The organism is Mycobacterium sp. pR1184 (genome assembly GCF_041287235.1).
In the GTDB taxonomy this organism is placed as follows: domain Bacteria; phylum Actinomycetota; class Actinomycetes; order Mycobacteriales; family Mycobacteriaceae; genus Mycobacterium.
The window spans coordinates 34,796-48,965 of the sequence record NZ_JBGGKR010000004.1 but is presented as its reverse complement, the minus strand read 5'-3'; the positions used below and the strand labels follow the sequence as shown (position 1 = coordinate 48,965).

The window sequence follows — 14,170 nt, the reverse complement described above, 5'->3', positions numbered from 1 at the left end:
CTTAACATTCCGCGTCGGAAAGCGCTATGCTGCCATTCTGATGTACCCCAACGAGGGCTCCACCGAACGTGTTCGGCTCGAAGCACTGATCGCGGCCGACGCTCGCAGCCTCAGCGCCGAATCCGATCAGATGGGTCGAGTGTTCGCGGCGGTGCACCGGTTGCATCCCAATGACTTTCGCGCTCTTTTGCACATCCTGGTAGCCGAAACTTCCGGTGCGCCACTGACATCGGGGGAGCTGGGCCAACGGATGGGTTTGTCCGCGGCGGCCATCACCTACCTGGTCGAGCGGATGATCAATTCCGGCCATATCACCCGCGACTCGGACGCGCACGATAGGCGGAAGGTCATCCTGCGGTACTCCGATCCCGGTATGGCGACCGCCCGCTCCTTCTTCAGCCCTTTGGGCATCCACACCCGCGCGGCGCTCGACGACCTACCCGACGCGGATTTGGCTGCGGCGCATCGGGTCTTTACCGCACTTATCGCCGCAATGCGCCACTTCCAGGGTGAGTTGGGCTCAGCCCAGCCCTAGCCGCGCCGCACGGTCACCAAAGGTCCGATCGTGCCATCGTGCCAGCGGCGCGGGTGCCCACCAGTTCAGGCCACCGAGCACATGCATGAATGCCGGCACGAGTAGCACCCGCACCACAGTCGCATCCATCAAGACGGCGATCGTCAGACCCAAACCGAACATCCGCATGAACGACACGCCGGCTGAAATCAGCGCCGCGAACGAGATCGACATCAGCAGCGCCGCGGCGGTGATGATCCGGCCCGTGCGGGCCAGACCCCGGGCGATGCTTTCATCGTTGTCCGACCGTGTCCGTGGTGAATCGAGCCAATACTCGCGGACCCGGGCGAGCAGAAAGACCTCGTAATCCATCGACAATCCGAAGGCGATGCAAAACATCAGCACCGGGACGTTGACCGCCAGTGTGCCGGTCGATGTGGTTCCCGCTGCCCCTAGGTGACCGTCCTGAAAGATCCACACCAGGGCACCGAACGTCGCGGTCAATGACAGCATATTGAGTAATACCGCCTTGACCGGAAGTATCACGCTGCCGGTAAGCAGAAAGATCAGCAACATCGTGACCACGGCGATGAAGGCGAACACGAACGGCAACCGCGAGGTGATGCCGTCGATGCAATCACGATTCGTTTGCGCCAGCCCGGTGATCAGGACGGGTCGGTCTTGCGGCGGTACGACCGCATGCAAGCCGGCCAATTGTGCCTCTGACGCTGGTGTGAAAAGCGGGGCCGTGCTTTCGACAGTCAGGTAGGCGCTGCCCCCTGCCATCCCGGCCGGAGCTAAGGGCGGACCCTTGGAATCACCGGCGACGAAAGTAGCGGTCGGAGAGGACACCGCAGCGACATCGGTGACACGGGACAGTCGCATGGCGTAGTTGTTCACCTCCGCCGCTGTCAGACCGTCGGATTGCGCAAAGACGACCTTCACCCGGGTCTCAGAATTTGTGCCGAATTCGGTACGGACGCGATCGTTGACGACGCGGGCCGACGACGATCTCGGCAGTACTCGGTCGTCGGGATAGCCCCATCTGACACCGAGGAACGGCGCGCCCAGCACAAGCAGGAGTGCGGTCAGGGCGATCCCGACTGGGATTGCTTGACGCATAACGAATTTCGCCGTGCGATACCAGAAACTCTGTTCCACGGTCTGTTGTGCTGACGGGCGAGGGGGCAGCCGACGACCCCATTGCCAGACGTTCAGCGCCTCGAGTCGGTCTCCGATCAGCGCGATTGCCGCCGGCGCCACCACCACCGCCGCCACGGCGGCGAACACCACCACTGCCGTACCGGCGTACGCGAAGGATTTGAGGAAGTACATCGGGAATAGCGCCGTCGCGGCCAGTGCCAAAGCCACGGTGCTCGCCGAGAACATCACGGTCCGGCCGGCCGTGGTCACGGTTTTCACTAACGCCTCGTCGCGGCCCATCCCGTCGGCGCGCTCGTCGCGGTAGCGGCTGATAATCAGCAAGGTGTAGTCGATGGCCAGGGCGAACGCCAGTGCCACCGTCACGTTGAGGGCAAAGACCGACACGTTCGTCAGCAACGCGATCGCGCGCAATACCGCGAGTGAACCCGCGATCGCCAAAGCGCCCACGGCCATCGGTAGAGCCGCCGCCGGTATCCCGCCGAACACCCAGACCAGCGCGATGAAACTCAGCGGTATCGCGATGACTTCCATTCGCAGCAGGTCTTTTGCGGTCTGCTGATTGATTTGTTCAAACACCAATGCCGATCCCCCCGCCCGCACCGTCACCCCTTGCCGGTCACCTTCCAAACGGTCTGCGAGGGTCTGAGCATGTTTGGGAGCGCTGTTCTCATCCCCGTTGAGTGCGACGAGGATCATCGCGGTGTTTCCGTCGGCGGTCAGTAGGCCCGGCGCAGCGTGGGAGTCCCACGGGGATGCCACCTGAGATACGAACGGAGATTTCACAAGTTGCCCGACGATCTCGGTCCCGACCGTCCTCGCCGGGCCGTCCCGGGCACCGTTGGGCGAACTCAACAGCAGAATGAGTTCCAGCTCACCCTGATTGAACTTTCCGGCCAGTATTGCCGCGCCGCGCGCCGATTCGGAAGTTGGGTCCATGAATCCGCCGGCCGACAGGCTGTCGGCAGCGGGCAGGCCGAATACGCTGGTGGCCAACAGGACCAACAGTGCTATTCCAATAACTCGCTTGGGGTGTTTCACACACAACCTGGCCGCTCGCGCCAGCGGGCCGCGGACTGTACCGACCCGCGGCGGGCGCCGGCGGGCGAGGACGCGCCCGATGCCCGGTCGGGTTATCCGCGACGACTTCAGCGATTTCTGACGGGCGGCGGATCCCACGGCGAGTGCGACCTCCAACCGTTCGTTCCCGCGGCTCCGGCGCCGGCGATCGATCCCGAGATTACGTTAAGTAACTGAAACATTCAAGTATTTAACTAACGTCGATCTTCCGTTAGGCTGGCGTCGTATTCCCAACGAGTGAGGTTGCTGTGTTCGGGTCGATTGCAAAGACGGTCGGACAGTTACTCGAGGGGGCGGGTTCGGTGGTCGGTTACCGTCAGGGCACCGAGGAGCCCGACCATAGCGTCGAGAAGCTGACCGACAACGTGGAAATCCGCCGCTACGGTGCGCGGATCGCCGCGGAGACGACGGTGAAAGCCGACGAAGTGAGTGCCCGCAACGTCGGCTTCCGCCGTCTTGCCCGCTACATATTCGGCGCCAACCGCGACAGTCAGAAGATTGCTATGACAGCCCCGGTGCAGCAGCGCACCGGCAAGGGTGCCGACGTCGCGACTCCCACGGCGAAAGTGTCGTCCGACGACGGAGACTGGGTGATTCGGTTCTTCATGCCTGCCGACAAAACCCTGGAGTCACTACCGGTGCCCGACGACGCGGAAGTCAGGCTGGTGCGCCTGCCCCCGGAGACGTTGGCAGTGCGTCGCTTCTCCGGCAGTCGCAGTGCGCGGGCGATAGCCGCACAGACCGCTGAGTTGGTCAACACGTTGCGCGAGCACGGATTCAAAGCCACCGACACGCCCGCGGCGTGGTTCTACGATCCGCCGTGGACAGTTCCGCCGTTGCGGCGCAATGAAATTGCGGTGCCGGTCGAGCGGGCCGGATAACAATGACGGCCGATCGCGTTGAGTTGACCACGCGCAAACGCCGGCACATTGACGTTTGTCTGCACGATGACGTCGGGTATCAGGGCACGACGACGGGTTTGGAACGCTACACGTTGCCCTACAACGCCTTGACCCAGACCAATCTCGACGACATCGACTTGTCCACCGAATTTCTCGGGGTGCGGTTGCGGGCGCCCGTGTTGTTGGGCGCGATGACCGGTGGCGCGCAGTTGTCCGGCACCATCAATCGGCATCTGGGGGCTGCGGCGCAAAAACTCGGCCTCGGGATGATGCTGGGGTCACAGCGGATCATGCTCGAAAGCGTGTTGGGTGAGCGGGCCGCGCCCAGTTTCACCGTGCGTGACGTGGCACCCGACGTGCTGCTGTTCGGCAACATCGGGCTGTCGCAGTTCACCAAGGACGCGATTGGCGACATCGCCCACGCGCTCGACCGGGTGGGGGCGAACGCACTTGCCGTGCACACCAATCCATTGCAGGAGGCACTGCAGGACAACGGCGATACCCACTTCGCCGGTTCACTGGACCGACTCCATGACCTCACCGACAAGCTCGGTTACCCCGTGCTGTTGAAGGAGGTCGGTCACGGGATCGGCGCCACGGCTGTCGCCGAACTGTTACGGCGGACCGGCGAAGCGCCGGTGGCGGCCATTGATGTGGCAGGCGCGGGCGGCACGTCGTGGTCGCGCGTGGAGCAATTCGTCCGCTACGGCGAGCTGCGCTATCCAGATCTGGCGGACTGGGGCATACCCACTGCGCAAGCGGTGCGCGAGGTGCGTGCGGCCCTGCCGGCCATACCGTTGGTTGCCTCCGGTGGAATCCGAACCGGCACCGATGCCGTCAAAGCGCTGTGTCTGGGCGCCGATGTCGTAGCCGTTGCTCGCCCGCTGCTGTGGGCTGCCATCGAATCAGCCTCTGCGGTAACCGAATTCCTGCAGGGATTCCTCGATGAGATGCGAATATGCCTGCACGGATGCGGTGCACGAGATCTGGGTGCACTCCGACAGATTGGCGTGAGCACAGTCCCGTGAGAGCGCGATGGCGGTAGTTCTGGCGTACGGGTCGCCCGCGCTCGGTCACGTGTATCCGCTGGCCGCGCTGCTGCGGGAAATGGCCGCGCGCGGTCACCAGGTGCACCTGCGCACCCAAGCCGCGCAGGTGCAAGCCATGGCGGCCATCGGATTTGGAGCTGAGCCCGTCGATCCGCGTATCGAGGCGATCACCGGTCAGGATCAGTTGGCCACCAATGCCTTTGGGATGTTGAAGTCAACGATCGACGTGCTGTGCCGGCGGGCAGTCGTTGAAGTGGACGACCTGCGGCGTGCCATCGAGTCCGTGGCGCCCGACGTGATCATCGTCGATGCCAACTGCTGGGGTGCTATGTCGGCTGCCGAGGCCAGTGGTGCTGCGTGGCTGGTTTTCTCCCCTTTCACGCCGTACTTGAGTTCGCGGGCGGCCCCGCCGTTCGGCCCCGGTTTCCGGCCCATGAGCGGTCTGGCCGGACGCATCCGCGACGCACAGGTACGTCCTATCGTCCATCATCTCTTCGATCGCCGGATACTGAAGAGCGTCAATGCGATTCGCGCAGCGCTGCATGTGACCTCGGTCGGCTCGGTGGACGAACTGATGAGACGCGCTCCGCTGTTGTTGGCGGTGGGGGGTGAGCCGTTCGAATATCCGCACCCCGATTGGGACGATTCGGTGGACTTCCTTGGTGCGTGCATTTTCGAGCCCACCCCGGTGGTGGTGCCCGACTGGCTATCGTCCATCGACGAGCCGATCGTATTGGTGAGCACGTCCTCGATCCCGCAGGCCGACGCCAAGCTGGGGCACACGGCGTTGCGCGCGCTGGCCGATCAGCCCGTCCACGTGGTCGCCACCTTCCCGGCCGGCGTACCCGCGGAGCTGCCGCGAACGGCCAACGCCACCGTGTGCCGATTTGTGCACCACAGCGTGGTACTCGACCGCGCGATCTGCGCGGTGACCCACGCGGGGATGGGTGCCACGGTGAAGGCGTTGAGCCGGGGGGTGCCGGTCTGCGCGGTGCCTTTCGGCCGCGATCAGGCCGAGGTCGCGCGCCGCGTTGAGGTCGCGCGTTGCGGCACCCGGCTGCCGGCGAGGCGCCTGACACCCACCCGGCTCGCCGAAGCCGTTCGCAAGGCGGCGGCGATGACAGATGGTGCGCGCCGGGTGGCCTCGGGTTTCGCCGCTACCGGGGGCGTGGCACGTGGTGCCGACCTGATCGAGCAACGCTTGTTAGGCGCCGCCCGGCTTACTACGCAGTGCCCTGCCGCCGCCGCGGCCCCGCGGAGTTCTCAGACGAGTTGGGCACCGAGGTGAGGACTTCCTGCTCGAAGGTCGACATCGCCGTGATCATTGCGGTGAAGACACGGTGCGCGGCTACCAAGTCGTCGTCGCTGAGGTCGGCCATCGCTTTGGTGAAATGCGCACCCAGCGGTTTGAAGAAGGAATGCGCCATGGTCATCCCGGTGGTCTCGTAGCGCAACAGCCATTTGCGCCGGTCCTTCGGGTCGGGTTCACGCCGGATATGTCCGGCCTCGATCATCCGGTCGACGAGATAGGTGATCGCCGCGGGGGAGACGTCCATTCGCTGCCGTAACTGCGCCAACGTCAACGGTTCCCCGGCAGTCTCGGCGACCATGATGTGCAGCAGCGCGTGGAAGTCGCTGCTGCTGACTTCGTTCATGCGCGCAAAATGACGGCCCACCCGGTCGGATCGCGCGGTCATGGCCCGCAGGTCGGCCGACAGCGATCTCTCCAGCTCAGCACGGCTGAGTTGGGGGTCATGCGCGCGCCTGTTGGTCACTACCGGATCCTTTACTAGTTACACCAGGGTATCCGCGCGCTTTGCCGAGAACGACTTGAGCAGGCGCGTCAGAGGTGAACCTAGCGGAGCGGTCGAGGCAAAAGCGTCAGGTTCGGGTCGGGTCGTGGCCCTTGTCGGTCAATACCCATCGCCTTCCTGTCGGTCGCGAGTCGAGTTCGGCTACCGGGCAGCCACCACTGAAAACGCGGTCAGCTGCCGGAGCGGATCCGATATCGCCGTTCGGCGTAGTCGATGTCATCGCGCCACAGCCGTTTGGTGGCGAAGCGCACCAGGCGCGTGATGATCGGTGCCGCACGCCCGGCGAATCGGAATCCCGGGCGGTCCGAATGGGCGACGACGGCTTCGAGGACGGCGACCCGCGGACGTCCATCCGGCCCCGGGCCCAGCGGAGTGGCGTGGGTTTCCACGACGCTGCCGGTTCCTTCGCCTTCCACGATGCGCATTACAACGGTGCGGGCCTCCGGGCTGGTGAATTCCGCTATCACCGGAACGCCGACGGGGCCCATCCGGAACGTGACCGCGACGATGAAGCGGTCGTCTTGCTCCGTCGGGGCGGTGAGCACCTCCAGCTCGGTGAACGAGTAAGGGTGGAACCACGCGCCGTGCCAGGGGTCGAGCCGGTTGGCGATGATGTCGGCCGGCTCGCAGCGCCCGACCAGTTGGGCGACGGTGTGCACCGTTTCGCCGGTCGGCCGGGTGGGGATGTTCGGCGCGTCCAGGGGTGCCTCCCCGCCGACGGAGTCGAGGCGTACCCAGGCCAGCACGCCGTCGTCATGACTGGGGTAGGGCCGCCAACGCATGTCGCATGTTCGGCCGTCCAGCGCCAGACCGTGCCAACGACAGAACAACACGCCCTCGCGTACCACGCCGGTGGAAAGGTCGGCGCCCAGATGCGGACAGCCCGCCGGTCCGACGCACAGTCGGTGGTCTTTGTCGCGCCAGGCGACTATCTCGATGCCCGCGACGCACGCGCCGAGCGGGCGATCGCGACGGATGTCTGCGCTCGCGGCAAATGCATACCAGTTACCGGTGGGCCTGGACTGCGACCGAGCCAAGGAGGCCTCGATGAGGGCCGGGTTCGCGTCGCGATAGGTCGGTCGCTGCTCGGACCACGGGCTGCGCGGCATGATCTCAACCGGCCAGTCTTTGGGCAGCCGGCGGCGTAGCTGGTCGCGGATGCTCATCGCGAGCGTCCTTGCCGTTGCGCCAGCGACCGAAGCAACCTCGACCGGCCACGGATCGGAACCGTGCACAGCTCGTGGCCGGCCAGTCCCCACCGCGCGAGCAGCCGGTTAGCGGCCACCCAGCCGGTCGTGGCGGCGCGTTCCATGAGCGCGACGGGCAGATCCACCCGAACGCCATCGCCGGCCAGCATCAATGCGGGTTGCGGTGTGGTGACTGTCGGCCGGCGCCCGTAGGTGCCGGGGGCGAACAGCGGGCAATCGCTTCGGTGCAGCACACGTTCGCGCACCACCCGCGCAGTCGCGGTCTCGGGGTACATTCGGTGCAGCTGCCCGATCGCCGCTTCCCGCGGGGTATCGCAATCGATTGCATACGAATGTAATTCGACCACCGAGCCGCCGGTGCGCCGGGTCCATTCGGCCGCTTCGCGCTCGTAACGCTCGAGCACGCTGATGTTGTCCAACGGGGGATGGCCGGCGGTGCCGAGAAAGGGTGCTCGCTCCGAGTCCACCGGCCGGTCCAGCCACAGGCGATGAACCACGAATGGCGGCGCGGTGCGTAATTCGCGAATCCTGTTGTACCACTCGTCATCTCCGAGCCCCGGAGATGCGGCCACGACTTGCTGCAGACCGCGTGTGTCGAGTGCGAGTACCACGGCATCGGCGTCGAACCGCTCGGCCGAGTTCGTCCCCACTTGCAGGCAGTTGTTCGCGCCGGGGGCAACGCGGCGAACCTGTGTTCCGAGGTGCACCCGGACGCCCCGGTCCGCCAAGTATTCCCGCAGCGGATTCCACAGGCTCACATCGAAGTTCGCGTTCGCGACATCGAAGAGCAGGCCTTCGTTGGAACCCAGGAAGTAGATGTGGAACATGGTCGCCAGTTCCGCGGCCGACAACTGGTCCGGCGCCGCGAAGAAGCTGCGTGAGAACACCTCGAACGCGAGATGACGCGCCGACTCCGGGAAGTTAAGGCTTTTCAGGAATGATTCGGCGTCGATGTGGTCGAGCTGCCGGTAGATGTCGGGCACCGATACCGCCGCCAGAGGTGCAGCGGTGCGAGCATCGATGCGGGCCAGGTCGCCGAGTCGAAAAGTCGGGCTGCGCAACGCGAATGCGAGCGCATTCCACGGCGGTGTCCGCGGCAGCCCTTCGAAGGTGTCCCGTCGGCCCGCGCCGTCGATCAACGGATAGTCGTCGACTCCGACGAGCATCCGCAGTTGCGGATCGACGCGGCGCAGCAGTGACCGCAGGTTGTAGTACTGCCGGAAGAACGCGTGGAACCCGCGGTTCATCGCAAAGTCGTTGTCCGACTCGAGTTCTCCGGGTTCGGTCCAGCCGCCGACCCGGCCACCCAGGTAGCCTTCTCGCTCGACGATGTCGACGGTCACACCGCGTTCGGCCAAGCCGGCGGCGGCAGTCAGGCCGGCAATGCCCCCTCCGACAACTACGGCGCGGGGCCGCGACGACAGTGCCCGTGCGTCGGGCAACCCGGGCGGTGCCGGGTGAAGGTGGCGGCGACGGTCGGTCATTGCGGCGCATCCCCCCGGAAGGTGTGGACGATGTTGCGTTGCCAGCCGGGGACCGTGTCACTGCGCACCGAGGCGAAGCCCGCGTCGCGCATCCGGCGCTGGAACCGCGCCGCCCCGTCGAAGGTCAGCACGCTGCGCCACAGGTGGCGGTACAGCACAGTGTCTCGCGTGTGCAACCCCCCGGCTGGAATGATGATGCCCCAACACACCGCATGCCAAATCCACTGTGCCACAAGCGAATCACGTACCGAGTATTCGTGCACAGCGAGCGCGCCGCCCGGGCGCAGCAGGTCTCGAAACTCCGACAGCGCAGCGTCCGGATCGGCGAGGTTTCGCAGCAGATACGCCGCCAGGATGCCGTCGAACGGTCCGGTGACACCGTGCTCGCGGAGTCTTTCGACGCGAGTATGCACAAACCGCACGGATGACGGCCATCGCTTTTTCCTTGCGGCGTCCAGCATTCCGCTCGACGCGTCCACCGCGATGATCTCGGCTTCGGGTGCCACCTTCAGCAGCGCCGCCGTGGATGCGCCGGTACCGCAACCCGCGTCCAGCAATCGCAGACCCCGGCCGCGATCGGGAAGTTGCATACGGTCTGCGGACAGCTCCAGGCCGAAGTGATAGCCCGGGTTGGCACCGACCAACCGGTCATAGGCGTGCGCCCCGACGTTGAACGCCGTGGGCACCTCATCACGGGGCAGACCCCTGTCATCTATGCGCACGCTGGTACTCCCAGAGCAGTAATACGGCCGTCACCATTGCGAACCCGAACAGGAAATCCTCGATCGGGATGTCAAACGGGAACCGAATCCCGCTGGTATCGCGGTCGTTGTACAACACGATAGGCGCGCTGCGTTTGGTCAGCCAGCCGTCGACCGGTACTTGGAAACCGAGCACGATCACCATCGACAACCAATAGGCGAGTCGCCGGAACAGCCCGGTATGCAGCAGGGCGAGCTCCAGCCCGATCACCACCAGCACCGACACGACGGCCGGCACGGTGTAGCCCAGCCCAGTCATCGGCGCCGGCCCCGCTCCAGGATGGCGGTGACCGCGTTGTAGGTCAGCAAGGCGCACAACGGAATCACGACGAAGAACAGCACTTCTTCCACCGGGATGCCAAAGGGAATGTACAGGCCGCTGAGGTAGCCCGTGTTGTACGTCCACACCCCGGCGGCGATCGCGACCGCGTCCCACGCCAGGAACACGACGGCAACCGGGAGCACCGAGCGCAGCAGGCGCAGTGGTTGGCGGTAGACGCCCGGGCCGAAGAACTCCAGTGGCGCGGTGATCGCCAGGCACAACCCCAGCACGATCAGGTACTGCCAACGGTCGCTCACACCACACCGGGCTTTCGGTGCTCGGAGTCGGCGAACCGAAGCCGCCAGGACCACAGCAGCCCCTTGGCGGCGACTTGGAGTCGGCGCGGCATCCCGACCGTCGCCCGACCGGTGAATACCGAGAAGTCGGTCTGTTCAATGCGGTCCAGTATCTCGGAATACAGCGTCAGCGCGGTCGCCACGCAGGGCCGGGACCTCGGTGCCAGCAGCGAGATCCCGTTGGCGGCGTAACGATAGATCCTGCGGGTGATGTCGTGCTGAGTCGCCAGTGCCGCGCGCACGCGCGGATCGGTTTGGCCGTGGCTGTGGCACCACATCAGCAGGTCGCGATCGACACCGTGGCTGGCGAGTTCGTCGGCGGGCAGATAGACCCGGTTGCGCTGCAGATCCTCGTCGACGTCGCGCAAGAAGTTGGTGAGTTGAAACGCGCGGCCCAGGGCCGCCGCACAGGACGCTGCCTCTAACGGGTCCCCGACAACGCCGAGTATCGGAAGCATTTGCAAGCCAATGACTTCCGCGGAGCCGCGCATGTAGACGTCCAGTGCGTCCCGGTTTGGGTAGTCGGTGACGGTGAGGTCCATCCGCATGGAGGCGAGGAAGTCCTCGAACAGATCCGTGGCGATGCCATAGCGACCGATGGTATGGGTGACCGCGACGAGAACGGGCTCATCCTGATGCTGGTCGGCCGAGAACAACCGGTCGGACAGCCGTTGCAGCCGCTGCGCGCGCGCCTGCGCGTCCAGGGTCGCGTCGAACTCATCGAGGATGTCGTCGGCGTGACGGGCGAAGCCGTACAACGCGTGGACAGCCGGACGCTGATCCGGCGCCAGCAGCCGAGTCGCCAAGAAGTAGGTGCGGCCGTTCTTGGCCGCGATCTGCCGGCAGTGGCGATAGGCGAGCCGAAGCCGCGGGTCGTCGACTCCGGCTGCATCCAATTCGGTGCGGATCATCGCAGCGGCGCCTTCATATCGAGAACTGTTGCGGTCCGTGCCTTCTCGACGGCACCCCCGGTAATCCGGTCGGCAGCCAGCCGTCCGGAGATCAGCGTGGTCGGCACACCCACGCCGGGCACCGTCGACGAGCCGGCCAGCACCGCGTTGGTTATTCCGCGCACGGTGTTGGCGGGCCGGAAAGGGCCGGTTTGGGCGAAGGTGTGGGCGAGCGCGAACGGCGTGCCGGCCGCCATGCCTTGACGTGCCCAATCGGCGGGGGTGACGACACCGAGGATTTCGGCGCTGTCGCGTACCCCGGGTAAAAGGCGTTCCTGCACCGTATCCAGCAGGGTGTCCGCGTATGCGGCACCACGGCGCGCCCAGTCGATGGGGCCGTGCGCCAGGTTCGGCGCCGGCGCCAACACATAGAGCAGATCGTGTCCGTCGGGGGCCAGTCCAGGGTCGCTGACGGTGGGCCGAGTCACCAGCAGGGACGGGTCGCCCATGGTGCGGCCGTCGCGGATGATGTCGGTGAACGTCTGCTCCCAGGAGTCGCCGAAAAGTATGGTGTGATGCGCTTGTTGGGCCGCATCGGCGGTGTGACAGCCCACGTGCATGACCACCGCCGAAGGAGCCGGGCGCAGCGGCAACAGCCGGCGTGGTCGCCGGCCCAAGAGCTGATAGGTATGGGGCAGTTCGGTGGTCAGGACGACCGCGTCGCACGCAATGCGATCACCCTCGGCGGTGCGCACCGCGGTGACCTGCTCGCCGTTGCGGTCCAGCGCGGAAACCGTTGATCCATAACGAAACTGGACTCCAGCCCCGATGGCGGCTGATGCAAGGGCGTCGGGCAGCGCGCGGACGCCGCCGCGGGGAAAGAAGACGCCGGCGACCGTGTCCATGTAGGCGATCACGGCGTATACGGCCAGCGCATGCTGCGGCGCGACTCCGGCATACAGGGACTGAAAGGTGAAAATCCGCCGCAGCCGCGGGTCGCTGATGTGACGCCGGACCATCGTCTCCCAGCGCCGGAATCCGCCCATCGCCGCGAGTTGCACCAGCCTGCGGTTCACCAGGGACAGCGGAGAGTTGAAGTTGGATCCGATGAAGCCGTCGAATTCCGTGCGGTACAGGCGATCCAGCCAGTCGCGCAGCCGCAGGTAACCCGAGGCCTGCTGTGGGCCGGCGAACTCGCGTATCGCCGCGGTCATCGCCGCGGCGTCGGTGTGGACGTCGATACTGCTGCCGTCGGCGAACTTGGCTCGATAGGCCGGATCGATCGGCATCAGGTCGACGAATTGCGAGCGGTCTTTACCCACCGCGGCAAACGGCTCGTCGATGATGTCGGGCATGGTGAGCACCGTGGGCCCGGTGTCGATCCGATAGCCGCCGACGTCGAGCCGGCCGGCACGCCCACCAGGCCAAGGTTCACGCTCGATCACGGTGACCTCGCGGCCTGCGCCGGCCAGATGCAATGCTGCCGCCAAGCCCGCGAATCCGGCTCCGACCACGACGACGCGGTCGGTTCGTGCGCTCATGCGGCCCGCCTGGTGCAGACGCTGGCCATGTCGACCAGTGCGGCCATGATCAGATCGTCAATTGATCCACCCGCCACGGCGTTACACGCGGTGGCGACGCTGTCATCGATCATCGCCTCGATGAATTGCACCGCCCCGGTGGCCAATATCATGTTGCGCCAGTATTCCACCGCGGCTTCGTCAAGCTGTTCGCGATTCATCAGCTCGCCGAACTGCCGTCTGGTGGCCGCATCGGCGAGTTGGTAAGCAGCCACGACGACGCTTGTCGCTTTGCGCTCGCTGAGATCGCCCCCGTTGGGCTTACCCGTCACGGTGGGGGAACCGAAGACCCCCAGGATGTCGTCACGCAACTGGAACGCCTCGCCGATGGCAGCACCGTAGCGGCCAAGGCTCGCCAATACCCGGTCGTCGCAGCCTGCCATCGCCGCACCGATTTCCAACGGTCGTCGTACCGTGTAGTTGCCGGACTTCATCCGGGCCACCTCGAGGACCGTATCCATCGTGGGCAGGTCGCGCAGATCGGTTGCCAGGTCGGCGAATTGGCCCACCGCCAGCTCGGTACGCATCGCGTCGTAGCGCGGCCATGCGCGCTGCAGCGGCTCGGCCGCCAGCCCGCTGTCGCGAAGCATCTGTTCGGCCCAGACCAGGCACAGGTCGCCGAGCAAGATCGCCGCGGATTCGCCGAACCGCAGCGACGAACCGGCAAGACCGCGCCGTCGATGCCAGTCGGCGAATTGGACGTGCGCCGCTGGACGGCCGCGCCGCGACGGTGAACCGTCCATGACGTCGTCTTGGAGTAAGGCGAACGCCTGCAGCAACTCGAGACTGGCTGTCGCCGACAGCGCCGCATTGTCCGGTCCGGCGCCACAAAGCCAGCCCAGATACATGAACGTCGAACGCAGGCATTTTCCGTCTCTGACGAATTCCAGCAGAACTTCGCCGGCGATGTCGACGCCGCAGGGGCCCAAGTCGTCGGCGCAGCGCACGGCGACGAATCGCGTCACCTCGGCGAGGACGGTTTCTCTCAGGCCGGTCCGCCAGGCGCGCAGTTGACCCGGCTGGGGTGGCAGCACAGCGGTCGACGGCACCGCTTCGACCGGGCGCACCTGCGGAAACGAACGCACAGTGCCCACCGAAGCACCCCCAGC

14 protein-coding genes are annotated in these 14,170 nt (G+C 65.7%); 4 read left to right on the top strand and 10 right to left on the bottom strand.

Annotated features, from left to right (window positions below; genetic code table 11):
• The first annotated feature begins 40 nt into the window (after nucleotides 1-40).
• Nucleotides 41-535: a MarR family winged helix-turn-helix transcriptional regulator gene (locus ACAG21_RS08470; protein WP_370495549.1), complete on the top strand. Its 495-nt coding sequence runs from the start codon at nucleotides 41-43 to the stop codon at nucleotides 533-535.
• Here the strand turns inward: ACAG21_RS08470 and ACAG21_RS08465 are convergent.
• Nucleotides 521-2,671 (bottom strand): MMPL family transporter, encoded by a 2,151-nt coding sequence (locus ACAG21_RS08465; RefSeq protein ID WP_370495547.1) that lies wholly within the window; start codon nucleotides 2,669-2,671, stop codon nucleotides 521-523. The genes ACAG21_RS08470 and ACAG21_RS08465 overlap by 15 nt on opposite strands.
• Nucleotides 2,672-3,003: 332 nt before the next feature.
• Between ACAG21_RS08465 and ACAG21_RS08460 the strand changes: the two genes are divergently transcribed.
• The 3 genes from ACAG21_RS08460 to ACAG21_RS08450 are packed head-to-tail and all read left to right on the top strand — an operon-like array spanning nucleotide 3,004 to nucleotide 5,994.
• Nucleotides 3,004-3,636: a heme-binding protein gene (locus ACAG21_RS08460; protein ID WP_370495546.1), complete on the top strand. Its 633-nt coding sequence runs from the start codon at nucleotides 3,004-3,006 to the stop codon at nucleotides 3,634-3,636.
• 2 nt (nucleotides 3,637-3,638) lie between these two features.
• Entirely contained in the window at nucleotides 3,639-4,685 is a 1,047-nt protein-coding gene (gene fni / locus ACAG21_RS08455) for a type 2 isopentenyl-diphosphate Delta-isomerase (RefSeq protein ID WP_370495545.1), read from the top strand.
• 7 nt (nucleotides 4,686-4,692) lie between these two features.
• Entirely contained in the window at nucleotides 4,693-5,994 is a 1,302-nt protein-coding gene (locus ACAG21_RS08450; protein ID WP_370495544.1) for a glycosyltransferase, read from the top strand.
• Here the strand turns inward: ACAG21_RS08450 and ACAG21_RS08445 are convergent.
• The 9 genes from ACAG21_RS08445 to ACAG21_RS08405 all read right to left on the bottom strand — a co-directional run bounded on the left by ACAG21_RS08445 (nucleotide 5,930) and on the right by ACAG21_RS08405 (nucleotide 14,110).
• A complete protein-coding gene (locus ACAG21_RS08445; RefSeq protein ID WP_370495543.1) occupies nucleotides 5,930-6,481 on the bottom strand; it encodes a MarR family winged helix-turn-helix transcriptional regulator in 552 nt (183 codons plus the stop codon). The genes ACAG21_RS08450 and ACAG21_RS08445 overlap by 65 nt on opposite strands.
• Nucleotides 6,482-6,690: 209 nt before the next feature.
• The gene (locus ACAG21_RS08440) at nucleotides 6,691-7,686 is read right to left on the bottom strand and encodes a DUF5914 domain-containing protein (protein WP_370495542.1); all 996 of its coding nucleotides are present in this window, start codon (nucleotides 7,684-7,686) and stop codon (nucleotides 6,691-6,693) included.
• A complete protein-coding gene (locus ACAG21_RS08435) occupies nucleotides 7,683-9,212 on the bottom strand; it encodes an FAD-dependent oxidoreductase (RefSeq protein ID WP_370495541.1) in 1,530 nt (509 codons plus the stop codon). Before ACAG21_RS08435 ends, ACAG21_RS08440 begins: the two co-directional genes overlap by 4 nt.
• Entirely contained in the window at nucleotides 9,209-9,934 is a 726-nt protein-coding gene (locus tag ACAG21_RS08430) for a class I SAM-dependent methyltransferase (protein ID WP_370495540.1), read from the bottom strand. Before ACAG21_RS08430 ends, ACAG21_RS08435 begins: the two co-directional genes overlap by 4 nt.
• On the bottom strand, nucleotides 9,921-10,232 hold the full coding sequence (locus ACAG21_RS08425) for a lycopene cyclase domain-containing protein (RefSeq protein WP_370495539.1): 312 nt from the start codon (nucleotides 10,230-10,232) through the stop codon (nucleotides 9,921-9,923). The genes ACAG21_RS08430 and ACAG21_RS08425 overlap by 14 nt, the downstream gene beginning before the upstream one ends.
• Nucleotides 10,229-10,552: a lycopene cyclase domain-containing protein gene (locus ACAG21_RS08420; protein ID WP_370495538.1), complete on the bottom strand. Its 324-nt coding sequence runs from the start codon at nucleotides 10,550-10,552 to the stop codon at nucleotides 10,229-10,231. The genes ACAG21_RS08425 and ACAG21_RS08420 overlap by 4 nt, the downstream gene beginning before the upstream one ends.
• Nucleotides 10,549-11,502 (bottom strand): phytoene/squalene synthase family protein, encoded by a 954-nt coding sequence (locus tag ACAG21_RS08415; protein ID WP_370495537.1) that lies wholly within the window; start codon nucleotides 11,500-11,502, stop codon nucleotides 10,549-10,551. The genes ACAG21_RS08420 and ACAG21_RS08415 overlap by 4 nt, the downstream gene beginning before the upstream one ends.
• A complete protein-coding gene (gene crtI / locus ACAG21_RS08410) occupies nucleotides 11,499-13,022 on the bottom strand; it encodes a phytoene desaturase family protein (RefSeq protein ID WP_370495535.1) in 1,524 nt (507 codons plus the stop codon). Before crtI ends, ACAG21_RS08415 begins: the two co-directional genes overlap by 4 nt.
• Nucleotides 13,019-14,110: a polyprenyl synthetase family protein gene (locus ACAG21_RS08405; protein ID WP_370495886.1), complete on the bottom strand. Its 1,092-nt coding sequence runs from the start codon at nucleotides 14,108-14,110 to the stop codon at nucleotides 13,019-13,021. Before ACAG21_RS08405 ends, crtI begins: the two co-directional genes overlap by 4 nt.
• Between the last annotated feature and the right edge of the window lie 60 nt (nucleotides 14,111-14,170).